The sequence below is a fragment of the Burkholderia sp. Bp8986 genome (assembly GCF_003854225.1).
In the GTDB taxonomy this organism is placed as follows: Bacteria; Pseudomonadota; Gammaproteobacteria; order Burkholderiales; family Burkholderiaceae; genus Burkholderia.
The window spans coordinates 13,608-29,595 of the sequence record NZ_QTQM01000028.1; the positions used below are offsets into that span (position 1 = coordinate 13,608).

Annotated in this window: 7 protein-coding genes; all 7 read right to left on the reverse strand. The window is 71.0% G+C overall.

Annotated elements, in window-relative coordinates; all coding sequences use genetic code 11:
• Nucleotides 1-3: 3 nt before the first annotated feature.
• Genes DID99_RS23260 through DID99_RS23290 form a run of 7 tightly spaced genes read right to left on the reverse strand, consistent with a single transcriptional unit; the run spans nt 4 to nt 15,913 of the window.
• On the reverse strand, nt 4-1,341 hold the full coding sequence (locus DID99_RS23260) for a hypothetical protein (RefSeq protein WP_124572059.1): 1,338 nt from the start codon (nt 1,339-1,341) through the stop codon (nt 4-6).
• Nucleotides 1,338-2,117, reverse strand: a complete 780-nt coding sequence (locus tag DID99_RS23265) for an outer membrane lipoprotein-sorting protein (RefSeq protein ID WP_124524371.1) — start codon at nt 2,115-2,117, stop codon at nt 1,338-1,340. Before DID99_RS23265 ends, DID99_RS23260 begins: the two co-directional genes overlap by 4 nt.
• Before the next feature lie 51 nt (nt 2,118-2,168).
• Nucleotides 2,169-3,578: an ABC transporter permease gene (locus DID99_RS23270; protein ID WP_124667588.1), complete on the reverse strand. Its 1,410-nt coding sequence runs from the start codon at nt 3,576-3,578 to the stop codon at nt 2,169-2,171.
• Nucleotides 3,575-4,291, reverse strand: coding sequence for an ABC transporter ATP-binding protein (locus DID99_RS23275; RefSeq protein WP_124667589.1), 717 nt, complete (start codon nt 4,289-4,291; stop codon nt 3,575-3,577). Before DID99_RS23275 ends, DID99_RS23270 begins: the two co-directional genes overlap by 4 nt.
• Complete coding sequence (locus tag DID99_RS23280; protein WP_124667590.1) at nt 4,288-5,673, reverse strand: NAD(P)/FAD-dependent oxidoreductase; 1,386 nt, start codon at nt 5,671-5,673, stop codon at nt 4,288-4,290. Before DID99_RS23280 ends, DID99_RS23275 begins: the two co-directional genes overlap by 4 nt.
• 20 nt (nt 5,674-5,693) lie before the next feature.
• Complete coding sequence (locus tag DID99_RS23285) at nt 5,694-9,872, reverse strand: cytochrome P450 (RefSeq protein WP_124667591.1); 4,179 nt, start codon at nt 9,870-9,872, stop codon at nt 5,694-5,696.
• Entirely contained in the window at nt 9,869-15,913 is a 6,045-nt protein-coding gene (locus DID99_RS23290; protein ID WP_124667592.1) for an SDR family oxidoreductase, read from the reverse strand. The genes DID99_RS23285 and DID99_RS23290 overlap by 4 nt, the downstream gene beginning before the upstream one ends.
• Between the last annotated feature and the right edge of the window lie 75 nt (nt 15,914-15,988).

The following is a 15,988-nucleotide window of genomic DNA, read 5'->3' on the forward strand; positions in this document are numbered from 1 at the left end:
GCGTCATCGATAAAAAATGCCCAGCACCTGAACGCTCGTCGACTCCGGCATCGCGCCGAAGCGGCTCCACGTCGGCCCACCCTGATGCAGCCATTGCAGCGCGACGTCGAAGCGATCGAAACGCCGCCGCAACTCGAGCCAGTATTGCCGGCCGCCGCCGAGATCGGCCTGCACGAAGCCCGACAGGTCGAGGCGACGCACGCCGACATTTCGCCACGCCGCCATCACGAACACGCCGTGACGGGTTTGCAGTTCCTGCGCGGCAATCGAGGTCTGCACCGCACGGCCCCATGCGAGCGGGTTCGCGCGCTGCAACGACCGCCATTGCGCCGCGTTTGCGCCACCGCCGTTGCTCTGGAATTCGGCGGTCAGCGACAGGTCGACCGGCAGCGTCCACGTCGCGCCCACCGATGAACTGGTGCGAAACGCACGATCGTCGGCCGCGCCGGTGGCACGCGCGATCAGCGAGCGCCGGTAGCCGCCCGTCCATTCGAGGTACGCGACCACCGAGTTGCCGAGCAGCACGCTCAGATTCTGGCCGAACTGCGGCGCCTGCCCGCTTTCGCCGTAGACGATCCATTGCGGCTGGATCGCCGCGGTGAGCCGCTGGCTCGCGACGAGCATCCAGCGGTCGACGCCGTTGGTGCGCTGCAGGTCGGACGACGCGGCCGGATCGCCCGGCAGGCTGCGGCGCTCGAGCCGCGGCGACAGCAGCGCCGCGAGCGAGCCCGAGTCCCACACCCGTTGTGCGCGCAGCCCGACCGTGCCGAGCCGGTTCGTGTGCCGGCTGTCCGGATCGGGCGGCACGTCGAGACTCACCGCCCCGGCCCGGAAGAAGTCGGTCGGGTTGTAGCCGATCGCCGCGCCGAGCCGCTCGTTCACGCGCCCCGCGTCGACGACGAACGCGGGCGACGCGCGCCAGCTCGCATACGCTTCCTTCACGAGCGTCACGTCGCGCGACGACGTGCGCGACGTGACGAGCGGATCGAAACGGTCGAAGCGCATCGAGAAATGCGCGGCGAACGACGGCGTCAGCCACTGGCCGTATTCGAACTCGATCGACAGCTGGTTGCGGCCGGCCTCGCCGCCGTCGCGATAGCGGCTCGCGCGCAGCGCGTCCTGCACGTTCAGCTTCCACGGCTTCGCGGTGTCGGCGGGCGTCGCGGCCGGCTGGTCGGCCAGCGCGAGCGCCGCGGCATCGGCCGCGTCGACGCCGGCCGTGCCATCCGCCACACCCGCTCCACCCGCTCCACCCGCCCCACCCGCATCCGCTGCACGCACGAGCGCAGGCAGCAGCACGAACGCGAGCGCCGCGATCCGGCCTCGGCGCCGCGCCGTCATTGCGCCTGGAAGCGGGACAGGTAATCGCGCTGCAGCCATGCATCGGGAATGTCGCGCCACGCGTAGTCGGAGAAACGCATGACCGTGACCCAGTTGCTGTCGAGCCCGTCGACGATGACGGTCTCGGTCGGCCGCTCGACGCCCAGTTGCATCGTGTAGCGGCGATAGAACGCGGTCTTCAGCAGCCGGTCGCTTTCCGAATAGAAGCGTGCCTTCAGCGGCCGGTTGTTCGCCGCGTCGATCCAGATCTCGATGCGGCGGTACGTGAGCCCGTCGCCGTGGCCGGCGAGCGCGAGCCGGTACGCGCGACGGGTCTGCCGGTCGCCGTCGACGATGTCCTCGACGCCCTTCAGCGCGGCCGAATAGTCGTGCGCGAGATTGACCGTCACGACGTCGCCGTTGGCGGCCTGGCCGAGCAGCCGCTGGTCCGGCGAGATCCGCACGCTGGCCTGGTTCGCCGGATCGTAGAACCACAGGTCGTTGCCGTTCTTCAGCATCAGCTTGCCCGTGTCGCGCGCCGGCGCGACGAAGCGCACCAGCGTGCGGAACGCACCGCCGGGCGCGTCGGGCTTCGAATGGATCGACAGCGTATTGCCGTCGACCTGCTTGCCGGACCGGTACTCGACGAGCGTCGCGGTCAGCACGAACGATTTCTCCGGCGTGCGGATCGCGTCGCTCGCGGCGAGCACCTTCTGCGGATCGGGCGCCGGCTGCGCACGCGCGACGCCGGCCAGGAACGAAAGACTCAGACAGCATGAAACGAACAGGCGACGCACGGGCGCTCTCCCGAAAGTGAAGTGAACGAAAAACGCGGCAATCGGGCGACCTCACACGTGCCGCAGCGCATCGACGATCGACAGCCGCGCCGCATGCCGCGACGGCAGCCACGCGGACAGCCCGGCCACGCACGCGAGCCCGGCGAACGTGACGGCGATGGTTCGCCACTCGCCCCACACGCGCACCGTCAGCGCGACGGCGTCGATCCGCGCGGGCGGCGTCCAGGCCAGCCCGCTGCGATTGACGATCGCGGCAATGGCGAGCGCGACCAGCACGCCGAGCGACGCGCCGGCCACGCCGAGCAGCGCGCCCTCGCAGACGAACAGCGCCTGGATGCCGCCGCGCCGCATGCCCATCGCGCGCAGCGTGCCGATCTCGACGGTGCGCTCGATGATCGCGGTGCTCATCGTGTTGCTGATCACGAACAGCACGATCGCGCTGATCAGCACGAACACGAAACCGAAGATCACCGAGAACATCCGGTTGGTCTGGTCGTAGAACGGGTTCAGCGTCGCGAAATCGACGACGTCGAGCGCCTGTCCGTCGAAGCCGCCGTGCAGCAGCTGTTCGATGCGCGCGCGCGCCGCGGGCAGGTCGGCCGTGCGCGCGAGCTGGATCTCGATCGCGGTCGCGCGCGGCGCGGCGCCGCCGTAGACGAGCCGCTGCGCCTGCGGCAGGTGCACCGCGAGATACACGTCGTCGAGTTCCTTCACGCCCTGCTGGTCCGCCTTCACGACCGAGAAGCGGCCGACGTTCGGCGCGCCGCCCGCGCTCGCGGTCAGCACTTCGACATGGGGCGCGCCGTCGGCGGCCGGCCGCGTTCCGGCCTCGGCCTGTGCGAGCGCGAGCACGTCGGGCGGCGCGGTCGCGGCCGGGCCGTCGGCGGGCGGCTCGGCCGGGGCCGGCGGCGCATCGCGGCAGTCCGGCACGCGCAGCGGGCCGCACAGGTGCAGCACGCGCGCGACGCCGAGGCCGACGATCGCCGCGTCGCCGGCGCTGCCGCGCAACGCGAATGTGCGCGGCTGCAGCGGGAACCCGTAGGCGTTCCATTGCTGCATCCGGTACTGGTCGTCCGCAATCGCGCCGAAGCCCATCACGGTGCGCGACACGCCGGCCGCGAAATTGCCGGCGATCCCGCCGAACTGCAGCGTCGGCGTGACGACCTGCAGCAGCGGCGCGAGCTGCGGGTCGTGCCGCAATCGTTCGATCAGCGCCGGGTAGCCGTGAATCCCGTACGCGGCCGGGTCGCCCGTGCCGTACAGGAAATAGCCCTGCCGCTGGATCTGCAGGTGGCCGCTGCGCTGCACGAAGTCGGTCTGCAGGCCGAGCGTGATGTCGCGGCTGAAGCCGCCGAACAACAGGATCGCGCTGACGCCGACGATCATCGCGAGCAGCGTGGTGAGCGAGCGCCGGCGGTTGCGCTGCAGGTTGCGCAGCGCGAGCATCAGCGTATGGGTCATCGGTACACCTCCTGCGTCGCCGTGTCGTCGCCGGCCCGTTCGTGGCCGACGATGCGGCCGTCGAGAATCCGGATCACGGCGTCGGCCACCTTCACCACCTCCGGATCGTGCGACGACACGATGAACGACACGTCGCGCTCGCGCTGGATCGCGCGCATCAACGCGATGATCGCGTGCCCGGTCGCGCTGTCGAGGTTCGCGGTGGGTTCGTCCGCGAGGACCATCGCGGGCTCGGCCGCGAGCGCACGCGCGATCGCGACGCGCTGGCGCTGGCCGCCCGACAGCTGGCTCGGCCGGTGCCGCGCCTTGTCGGCCAGGCCGACCGCGTCGAGCAGGTCGCGCACCCGCGCCGCGCGCCGCGCGGGTGACCAGCCCGCCATCAGCAGCGGATACTCGACGTTCTCGTACGCGGACAGCACGGGCAGCAGGTTGAAGGTCTGGAACACGTGGCCGACATGGCGCGCGCGAAAATCCGACAGCGCATCGTCCGACAGCGACGCCGTGTCGTGACCGGCGATCGTCACGCGCCCGCTGTCGGGGCGGTCGATGCAGCCGATCAGGTTCAGCAGCGTCGTCTTGCCGCTGCCCGACGGGCCGCTCAGCACGGTGAAGCGGCCCGCGTCGAGCGTCGCCGACACGTCGGCGAGCCCGGTCACGCGCACGCTGTCGAGCAGGTAGGTCTTCGACAGGTGTTCGACATGCACGAGGCTCACGACGCACCTCCCGCGCGCACCGCGTGAGCCGGCGCCGCCTTCGATGCCGCTGCGCCCGCGCCGCCGGGCACGGCCGGCAACCCGCGTATCAGCCGCCGCAGCTGCAGCCGATACGCGAAATGCTCGACCTCGATCACGTGCCGTGGCGTGCGATGGAACGCGATGCCGCCGCTCCAGTCCGAGCGGCCGCGCCGGATCAGCCGGTCGATGCGCGCGGCCTTGCGCGGCGCCGCGTCGCGCGCATGCAGGTAGCGGGCGAGCAGCTGCGCCTGGTAGTCCATCAACGGCCAGTTGCCGGTCGAGGTCTGGAACAGCCCGATGAAGAACAGGTCGCGATGCTGCGCGTCGAACAGGTTCAGGTACAGCGACGGCTGCTGCTTGCGCCATTGCAGGTGCGCCTGGTCGATGAACGGGAAGCTCGGCTGGTAGCCGGTCGCGTACACGATCACGTCGATCGCCTCCTCGCTGCCGTCGACGAACACGACGCGATCGCCCTTCAGTTCGCGCACGTCCGGCCGCGCGGCGAGGTCGCCATGGCCGAGGTGATAGAACAGCGTCGAATTGATGATGAAATGCGATTCGAACAGCTTGTGGTCCGGCTTGCGCAGCCCGTAGTGTTCGGGTTGCCCGGCCGTCGTCAGGCGCAGCAGCCGTTCGCCGAAAAAGCGCCGCGCCCACAGCGGCATGCGCAGCCGCAGCGGCCATTCCGCCCACTCGTCCGCCGGCATCCCGAACAGGAATTTCGGCCAGTAGTAGTAACCGCGGCGCGTGCTGTGGAAGACCGCGCGCGCACGATGCGACGCCTCGACCGCGATGTCGCAGCCGGAATTGCCGGCGCCGACCACGAGCACGCGCTTGCCATCGAAGATCTCCGGCGTGCGGTACTGCGACGAATGCAGCTGCAGCCCGTCGAACCGCCCCGGATAGTCGGGCAGTTGCGGATGCGACAGGTGGCCGTTGCAGACGATCACGCCGCGATAGGTCCGCACCTCGCCGCGATCGAGTTCCACGCGCCACTGCGTGCCGCCCGGCACCGGTGCGATCTCGAGCACCGAGCGGCCGAACTCGATCCGGTCGTACACGCCGAAGCGCCGCGCGTACGCGCGCAGATACGCGAGTGCCTGGTCGCCGCGTGCATAGGTCGGATAGTCGTCGGGAATCGGAAAATCGGTGTACTCGGAAAACCGCTTCGAGCTGATCATGTGGATCGAGCGATACACCGCGCCGCTCGGGCGGCCGTAGTACCAGTTGCCGCCGACGTCGTCCTCGCGCTCGATCACGTCGAAGCCGATGCCGGCCGCGAGCAGGTTCTTCGCGGCGGTGATGCCCGCCGCGCCCGCGCCGATGATGCAGTACCGCGCGCCGTCGTTGCGCTCCGTCATGGTGAACCTCCTCTTCCCGTTCAAGTAGCCGACGCCGTCACGGCTTGCGTGTCGGTCGCGCCGGCGAGCCGCGCGTCGTACAGGTCTGCGATCGATGCGCCCGCGCGATCCGCGATCGCGAAGCGATCGTCCGGATAGCGCAGCAGCATGTCGGCGTCGCCCGCCTGCGCGGCGCCGAACACGATGCGGCCGATGCGCCATGCGTGCGGCGGCTCGCCGTCGGCGGGCCACGCGCCGAGCAGCACGCGCAGCACGTTTTCCAGGTGATTGACCGGCAGCCACAGCTGCGGACACGGCACGCGCCCTGCATCACCCTGCACACCCTGTACACCCCACAGCGCGGCGGGGGCGGCGGCCTTCGCCTGCGCGATGCCGCCGCTCCATCGGGCCTCGGGCAACAAGTCGTCGCGCCAGCTCGCGCGTGCGGACCGCCGGGCCGGGCCGTCCTCCGTCTCGCGCGGCAGCGCGACGGTCGTGCCGCCGGGTGGATGACTGCGGTACACGAACGTCGCATCGAGCAGCACGCGGGCGGAAAGCGACGCGCAGCGCACCGTCACGTGCCAGCCGTCGTCCACCGTGCGGCCGCTCACGTCGGTGTCGAGCGCGAGATCGCCATGGCCGTCGAGCGCGTCGGCGAGCGCGTCGAGAGCGATCGTGATGTCGACGGCTTCCTGCAGGCAGGCCCGCTCGCCGCCGGGCGGCGCGACCCAGTCGGCCACGACGCGCGCGTGCTCGAGCAGCAGTGACGCCGGCACGGCCGCGCGGCCGTCGACGCGGAAGGCATGCGTGTACGGTGCGCCGGCCGTGCGATAGCGCGTCGAGAAGCAAGCGAACGGCCGGAAGCGTCGCGGCGCGCCCGCGTGATGCCGGCGCGTCGCGAGTTCGCCGAGGTTCGGCAAGCCTTCCACCGCGTCGAACCCGCGCAGCTGGATCGGCGTCAGTGCGCGGCCGACCGCGCCCATGTACATCGGCTCGCCGCTGTTGGATGTCGCTGGATTCGCTGGATTCGCCGGGGCCGCGAGTTCCGCGAGCCAGTGGCGCACGCCTTCGTCGATTCGCATCGGCGTTACGTAGCGCCGCGTGACGGCGAGGTTCGTGATCATCCCGACGCCGTCCCAGGTCGGCCACGCGATCGTCTTCACGACGCGCTCGCCGGCGTCGCGCCGCGCCCACCAGCCGAGCCGCGCCAGCGCCTCGTTCGCGGCCGCATAGTCGGTCTCGCCCGTCATTCCGCCCCAGCGGCCGGTCAGCGAGCCGACGTTGACGAAACAGTCGACGCGCGGCCGGTTGCGCACCGCCGCGTAGAGATTGAGAAAGCCGAGCACCTTCACGCGCGCGGTGCCGATGAACTCGTCGGCGCGCTTGCGCGGCAAGCGCACCGGCTGATCGATGCCCGCGTTGTGGATCACGGCGCGCAGCCGGTCGCCGAATGCGTCGCACAGCGTGCGCACGGCCTCCGCGTCGGTCACGTCGCATACGCGGTAGTGCACTGGCAGGCCGAGCGCGGCCGCCGCGTCGAGCGACGCCTTCAGGTCGCGGCGGCGTTCGAGCTGCCGCAGCGCATCCCGGATCGCCTTCGGCGATCGCTCGGGCGTCGCCTGGCGCAGTTGCTCGAGCCCGTAGCGCTTGAAGCCCGCGTCGTCGAGCGTGAGCCACGGCTCGTCGCCGGCGGGCAACGCATCGCGCCCGGTGACGACCACCGTGCAGCGATGGCGTTTTGCCAGCGCGCACGCGGCCAGGAAACCGATGCCGCGCGCGCCGCCCGAGAACAGCACGACGTCGTCGGGCGCCCAGTCGGGCGCCGCGTCGGCCGGCAGATCGTCGCGGGTCGCGACGAGCGTATGGCGGCGTCCGCTGCGGTGGCCGACCTCGAAGCGTCCCCAGCGGTACAGTTCGCGCGCGACCAGCTGGTCGACGCGCCCCGTTTCGTCGGGCGCGATGTCGAGCACGCGCACGTTGCAGTTCGGCAGTTCCTGCGGCAGCGTCTTCGCGAGGCCGGCCCACAGTCCGCCGAGCGGCTGCACGAGCGGGCCGTGGCCATGCCCCATCAGGCCGTCCTGCCAGGTGAGCGCCAGATAGAACAGCCGCGACGTCGATTCTTCCTGCGACCAGTCGCCGTAGCACGCCTGCAGCAGTGCGACCGTGCGGCGCAGCGGCGCTTCCCATTGATCGCGCGCGTCGAGCGAGAACGGCGCTTCGACGCCGAGATCGACGACCCCGTCGAACGGCCCCGACTGCGCGACGAACGCGCTCGCGGCGGCTGCCGGATCGACGCCGTCGGCCGGCGCGAACACGCCCGGTTTCGCACAGGCGCGCGTGAGCGTCGCCACCACGCGCTCGACCGTGCGACCGCGGCCGTTGACGATCGCGATCCGCTTGCCGCTCAGCTCCGCCGCCGGCAGGTCGGGCAGTGGCTCGATCTCGACCGGCCGCCATGTGAAGCGGTGCGTCGGCGTGGCGTCGGTGCGCTGCGGCGCGTCGTCCGCGATCGCGTCGCGTTGCAGAAAGGCCAGCACGTCCGGGGCCAGCGTGGGGCCGGCGGAATGAACGGGCGTGGGTGGTGCCGCGCTCGCCGGTTGCTCGGCACCGGGTGTCGGTGTCGGTGTCGGTGTCGGTGTCGGCGCTGGCGCTGGCGCTGGCGCTGGCGTTGGCGTTGGCGTTGGCGTTGGCGTTGGCGTTGGCGTTGGCGTTGGCGTTGGCGTTGGCGTTGGCGTTGGCGACAGCGATGGTGATGGTGATGGCAACGGCAACGACGTAGCCCCCACCGCTTGCGTGCCCGTAAACGGACACACCGATGTCCTGACAGCCGGCGCGCTTGCATCCCCCCCGGCCTGCCCCGCGGACACCCGCTCGCGCAAGCGCGGCTTCGCGATCAACCGGATCCCGTCGCGCGGACGCAGCGAGATCGTCGCGCCGGTGTCGAGCGAATGACCGGGCACCGCGCTCAGGTCGACGTGCTGCGCCACCACCGCGATCAGCACGCGCATCTGCAGCAACGCAGTCTGGTAGCCGATGCATTTGCGCATCCCGCCGCCGAACGGAAAGTACGCGTACCTGTGGCGCTCCGGCGCATGCGATCCGAAGTTCTCCGGATCGAACGCGTCGGGGTTCGCCCACAGCGCCGGATGACGATGCGTGACGTACGGCGACATGAACACCGACGAGCCGGCCGGCACGTGATAACCGCCGATCTCGTCGTCGTCGACCAGATCGCGCGTGAAGCCCCAGATCGGCGGGTACAGGCGCAGGATCTCGTCGACGGTCTGCGCGAGGTACGGCAGGCGTTCGAGATCCGCCGCATCGGGCGCGCGGCCGCCGAGCACCGCATCGAGCTCCTCGCGCAAGCGGCGCAACACCTGCGGATGCTGCGCGAGCGCATAGAGCCCCCACGCCATCCCGCTGCCGGTGGTTTCGTGGCCGGCGAGAAACACCGTCATCACCTCGTCGTGCACCTCGCGCTCGGTCAGCGGCGCGCCCGTGTCCGGGTCGCGCGCGGCGAGCAGCAGCGAGATCACGTCGCTCGTGTCGCAGCGACCCGCACGATGCTCGGCGACGATCGCGTCCACGATCGTGTCGATCCCGCGGCGCGCGTGCGCGATCCGGCGATTGAACGGCGTCGGCATCCAGCGCGGCACGAAATCGTTCAGGTTGCCCTGCGGCATCATCGCCGCGATGCCGAAGCGCACGGCCGGCCCGACGTCGTCCGCATGCCGCGAGATGTCCGCGTTGAACAGCATCAGCCCGAGCATGCGCAGGCTCACGCGCATCATTTCCTCGACGGCGTCGAACGGCGCATGCGCCGGCCGCCTGAGCCACTCCTCGACGAGCGCGAACGCCGCAGCGCCGACCGCGGCCGTGTGCGACTCGACCTGCTTGCGGTGAAACAGCGGCTGCACCACGCGGCGGTGACGCCGCCAGAACTCGCCGTCGGTCGTCAGCAGGCCGTCGCCGAAGAACATCTTGAAGTTGTCGTAGAAGCGGCCGCGCACGTAGTTGCGGTGGTTGTCCTGCAGCACGTGCTGCACGCCGTCGGGATGCGCGAGCGCGTGCGTGAGGAACGGGCCGAGACGGTTGCGCGCGATGTCACCGTACTGCTGCTGCAGCTTCAGCAGCATCGTGACGGGATTGCGCTTGTACGCCGCGAGGTTGCCCATCACGACGCTGCCGCGCGGGCCGGGCGCGAGTCGCTTCATGCTCATGCGGACACCTGTTCGGAAGGCGTGCGCCCGGCCAGTTGCGCGTCGATCTCGCCGCGCGCGGCGAACGCGCCGGTCACGCGATGCACATAGCCGATCACGATGCCCGTCACGTCGCGCATCTGCATCAGGATCCTGCCGTCCGGGCGCACCGCGACGAACCGGTTGCCGCTGCTCGCCGGCCCTTCCAGCGCGAACGCGCGCGGGCTCACGCGCAGCGCGATCGACGTGTGGCGGCTCGCCAGCTCGCAGTCGTTGCCGGCTTCGTAGATATCGATGCGGCCGATCGACATCGGCGCCGCGAGCGGAATGTAGTCGCCGGCGACGTGATCGAGCGCGGCCACGCGCGCGAGCCCGTCGAGCAGGATGCTCGGCACCACGAAGCGCGAGAACACCGGGTCGCCGTCCGGCACGTTCAGCCGGAAGCGCGCCTGCTTGCCCGCGTCGCTCATGCCGGTGTCGGTCGTCGACACGAACATGCCGGTCAGCCGCACCGGCGCCGCATCGAAGTGATACGGATCGGCGACGGGCGTGAACGTCGCCATTGCCGGTTCGTGCCACACCGGCGCCGGCGCGTAGGTGTCGGCCAGGCGCACGGTGATCTCGAAGTGCGGCTTGTCGCGCACGAGCACCTGCCCGCCCGGCGCCAGCACGTCGCCGGAAATCCGCACGCGCACGTGCACCGCGTCGCCGTCGCGCGACACGATCCGCGCGTGGATGCGCTTCACGCTCGGCCGCTTCGCGTCGTACACACGCAGGAAGTGCAGGAATGCCGCGTCCGCGAAGCCGACGACCTTGAGCCCCGGCACGAGCCGCAGCGCGGCCTCGGCGGCCACTTCGGGCACGAAGGTTCCCGGCAGCGTCGGAAAGCCGTTGACGACGTGATGCTGCAGGTACGCGTCGCGCTCGAGGTCGAACACGCGCTCGAACGTCACGCTGTCGTCGGTCCGCGCGCGTTCCGCGCCGAGATAGAAATCGGGATCGCGAGACGCGGCGACGGCGGCCGGCGCGCCTTCGTCGAGGTCGAAGTAACCGGGCAGGTGCGTTTCGATCGCGCGTCGCTCGGCGTCGCCGAGATGCACGGACATCGCCGCGCGCTCGCCGAGCCCGAGTTCGCGCATGAAGTGATGCTGCCCCTCCGCGGTGCGCATGCTCGTGAACAGCCCGCTCTTCTCGAGAAACGCGCGCGTGACCGGGTTCGCGCCGAGCCCGACCGAGCGCCACAGCGTCCAGCCGATCGTGAATTCGTCGTGACCGAGCACCGCGCGGTGATACGACGCCTGCGTGTTCAGGAAGTCGTTGCCCGACGCGTAGTCGGTTTCGCCCGCCTGCCCGGTCAGCCCGATGAACGAGCCGAAGTTGCACCACAGGCGCGGCTGCCGCGCGCCGAACGCGCGGCGCAGGTTCCAGTAGCCGCGTACCTTGATGTCGCGCACCGCGACGAAATCGTCCAGCGACTTCACGCGCACCGAGGCCGAACGGTTCAGTCCGGCCGCGTTGACCAGCAGGTCGACGCGCGGCTCGCGCGCGAGAATCGTGTCGATGGCCGCCTTCACGCTGTCGGGGTCGAGCACGTCGGCGCGCAGGTAGGTCACGCGGTGCGCGCCGCAGAACGCGCGCATCGCCTCGATGTTCATGCAGGCCGTGCGCGCGTCAGCGCGTCGCTCGAAGGCGCGGATGATCTCGGGCAACGACCGTTGCGGATGCAGCGCCTTCTGCTGGCGGATGTAGTCCGGACGGCTCTTCGCGAACGTTTCGTCATCCATAGCGAGCAGTTCCGCGTCGATCGCGTCCAGCGCGCTGCTGCCGATCAGGTACAGCGTCGGGCGCACCTGCGCGGCGAGCGTCTTCATCAGCTCGCCGGTGATCCCGCGCGCACCGCCGACCGCGACCACGACCGAATCCTGGCCGAGCGACAGCCGCTCGTCCGCGCGCAGTTCGCCCGCGTCCGCGATCACGCGCGGCGTGCGGCGCCGTCCGGCGCCCAGCGCGACGACCGGCAGCCAGTGGCGGGCGCCGCTTTCCCGCTCCGCGTCGCGCAGCGCGTCCGCCAGCGCGCGCGTATCGGTCAGCACGGCAACCGGGCGCGCTTCCGGCATCTCGATCGCCAGCGCCTTCACGAGGCCCGTGAACAGGCCGGCATCCGGATGCGGCACGTCGCCCGCGAGCGCGTCGAGCAGCAATACGATCAAGCTGCCGTCGCGCTCGAGTGCCGCATGGCAGCGCTTGATCGCGAGAAACGCCAGGTCGTGCAGCGCGAGCCGCGCGGACGCAGCTGGCGCTGCTGCGCCCGGTGCGAGCTTGCCGGCGTCGAGCGACGTGAGCACGCGCACGTGGCCGATGTCGTCGGGCAGGAAATCGAGCGCCGCCGCGTCGATCCGCTCGATCCAGTGCCAGCCCGGCCGGTGCGTGGCGAACGGCCGCGTCGACAGCGCCACGCAGCCGGGGCCCGCATCGGCGTGTGCGGCCTGTGCGGCCAGCGCGTCCGGCATGTCGGTCACGATCACGCAGCGCGGCGCGATGAACGGTGTTGACCGGCCCGCGGGCCGCCACGGCGCGTCGCGCCATTCGATCCGGTAACGCGCGACGCCGAGCGGCTCGCCGTCGGCCGCGACGCCGGTCCGGCGCAGCGGGCCGGGTATCAGGGTGCCGGGTTCAACGGGTGCGGTCGCCGAGGTTGTCGATGCGGCCGGTTCCGCGGTCGCGGCGGCCGGCGCCGCCGCATCGGCGGGCGGCACACGCAGCGCGTCGCGATGCGGCTCGTGCGGCGTGGTCCCGTGCGGGCCGGCCGGCTCACATGCAACGTGCAGCGCGTAGCGCGCGCGGTCGCCGCCGCCGTCGCGCGTGAGCGTCGTGCCGGCATCGCGCGCGACGATTGAGCGCAGCACGTCGATCGCCGAGTCGGCCCCCGCATACGTGACCGCGCGGCCCGTCACATCGCACGGCGCAGCCGGTTCGACAGCAGCCCTCGCGTCGCCGCCGCCCACTACCGCGAGCACCGACAGCCCTTCGGCGTGCGCACGCCGCACCGTCGTGACGGCGAACAGCACGATGCCCTCCGCGAGCGGCAGCCCGAACGCGGGCCGCACCTCTTCCGCCGAGTTGCCGTTGATGCCGCCGACGATCGCCATGTCGAGTTCGCCGCTGCACAGGAAACGCTCGGCCGCCTCGAATGCCGCGAGCGTCGACGCGTGGCCCGCATCGACCGTCATGTTCATTCCGTGCAGGTCGTGATAGTTCGCGACGCGCGCCGGGATCACGTTCGGCATCATTCCGGGAAACGAATTCTCGGTCGTCGGCGCGACGAGTTGCTTCGTCGCCTCGCGCAAGCCGTCCAGCACGCGTTCGGTCGCCGCGCGTTCGTCCGGCCGCGTCGCGTCGAGCACCGCGGCCGCGATGTCGTCGAGATAGCAGCGGCTCGCGTAGAGCGCCGCATTGCGCGTGGGCCCCATGTGCCCCATCACGAGTCCGATCGTGTCCGCATGCGCGTGCCAGAACGTGCCGAGGCGTTCGCGCAGGTCGTGCGCGGCGTCGAGCGCCATCAGCTGGCAGCGATCGAGCGCGCGCAGCACCGCCGGCGGCATCTTCACGCGCGCGAAGCTCGGCAGCGGGTAGCCGGTTCCGAAGCTCGCGTCGGGCCCACGGCCTTCGCCGCGCAGCCACGCGGCGACCTGGGCGTCGCCGTCGAGGCCCGGAAACTTCGCGGACCAGCCGACGATCGCGAGCGGTTCGCGCTCGAACCGTCCGCTCGCCTCGCCGGCAGGCAGATCCGCGCGGTATTCCGACACGATCAGGTGACCGTTCGTACCGCCGAAGCCGAACCCGGACACCGCCGCGACGCGTGCCGATTCACGCCGGACCGGCCACGATACCGGCGCCACCGGAATCCGCAGGTTCGTGCCGGCGATGTCGAACTCAGGCGGCGGCTCGCTGAAGCGGTGCTGCGGCGGGATCACCTGATGGCGCAACCCGAGCAGCACCTGGATCACCGACACGACGCCGGCCGCCCAACCCGTATGCCCGACCAGCGACTTGTTCGACGTCACCTGCACCGGGCGGTCGCGCCGGATCGCGTCGCGCAGGCTCTGGAACTCCGCGAGATCGCCGGCCGGCGTGCCCGTTGCATGCGCAACGACCCAGTCGACGTCGGCCGGCACCGTCGCGGTGCGCGCATACGCGCGGTCGATCGCGATGCGCTGGCCGGCCGAATTCGGCGCGTAGATCGCCTTGCCCTTGCCGTCGGACGACGAGCCGAACGATTTCAGCACGCCGAGGATGCGGTCGCCGTCCGCACGCGCCCGCGCGACGCGCTTCAGGATCACGACGCCCGCGCCGTCCGCGAACAGCACGCCGTCGCAGTCGCGATCGAGCGGCCGCACCTCGCCGCTGCGCGATAGCCCGTGCAGCTTCGAGAACAGGACCGAGCCGCGCGGCGCAAGCGCGAATGCGCCGCCGCACGCAACCACGTCCTGCTTGCCGAGCAGCAGCGCCTTGATCCCGAGATCGATCGAATACAGCGACGACGAACACGCGGTGTCGACCATCATGCATTGCGCGTCGTCCGGCAGCACGCCTTGCATCGCGTTCAGACCGACCCGGTGCGGGAAGAACGACGCGAGATCGCCGGCGCCGCGCGCATAACGCGCGCTCAGCACCGCATCGATCGCGGCCACGCGCCGCTCGCGCTCGGCCGCGTCCACGCCCGCCTCGATCAGCACCGCGTTCAGGCGTTCGCGCGCGGCGGCCAGCACCATCCCCTCCTCGAGATGCTGGCTGCCGTCCGCCGTGTAGCCGACGAGGAACGCCACGCGATCGGCGTCACGCAGCGTCACGCCGTCGAGCGACTGGCACAGTGCGTGACGCAGCCACAGCGTCGTCAGCTCGTGCGGCGCGGTGCCCGCGTCGAGTTCGGCGCGCACCGTCGGGCACGGCTCGAACTGCTCGATGAAGACCGAGCGCGACTGATAGCTCTTGTCCTCGGCCGACGTGTCGGGCGAATAGAACGAGCGGTAATCCCAGCGATCCGGCGGCACGTTGCCGAACAGTTCGGGGCCGTCGAGCAGCGCGCGCCAGAACGCGTCCGGATCGCTCGCGCCAGGCAACGCGAGACCCATGCCGACCACGGCGATGTCGTCGCTGTCCGGCGCGTCGTCCGGTGGCGCGGCGGGACCATCGGCCCGCTGCGCGTTCACGGAGACGGGCGGCGCCGCGGCCGGCGCCGCCTCGCCCGCGCCCTCGGCACGCGCCGCGCCCGCCCATTCCGCGCGCGGCGACAACCCTTCGCTGCACAGCGACAGCCCGCCGTCCGCGACGACCACCTGCCCCGTGATCCAGCGCGCCGCATCCGACGCGAGAAACACGACGAGATCGGCGAGGTCCTCCGCGCGTGCGAGCCGCTTCAGCGGCGTCGCCGCGATGCTCGATCGCTTCGTGTTCTCCGGGTCCGGAAACTGCGCGGCGACGTCGCCGTCGATCAGCGTCGACGACGCGCCGTTCACGCGAATGTCGCGCCCCGCGTATTCGACCGCGAGATAGCGCGTCAGCGATTCGAGCGCCGCCTTCGCGGTGCCGACGACCAGGTAGTTCGCCGGCACGAGCGTCGCGCCCACCGACGACACGTTGACGATCGCGCCGCCGCCCGAGCGCGCCATCAGCGCCGCGGCACGGCGCGCGCACCAGAACGCGCCCTTCAGGTTGGTGTCGAGCGCGCGATCGAAATGCTCGGCGCCGATCTCGTCGACGCCGAGCAGCGCACCGGACGCCGCATTGTTGACGAGCACGTCGAGCCGGCCGTAGCGCCGTTCGATCTCGTCGAACATCCGGTCGACCTGCGCCTGCTGCGCGACCGACGCACGGATCACGTCGACCGTCGCGCCGAGCGCGCGCAGTTCGTCGGCCGTCTGCTTCGACGCGTCGAGCGAGTGGAAGAAATTCAGGATCACGTGCGCGCCCTGCTCGGCGAAACGCCTGCAGATGGCCTTGCCCACGTTTTTCGCGCCGCCCGTCACGAGAACGAGCTTGCCGCGCATGCTGGTATTCGACATGGATCGCCTGCCTATCGAGAACTTGTCATTACGGGCAGGGCCCCCCCTGCCGACCAACGTTTCAGCCCACGGCCG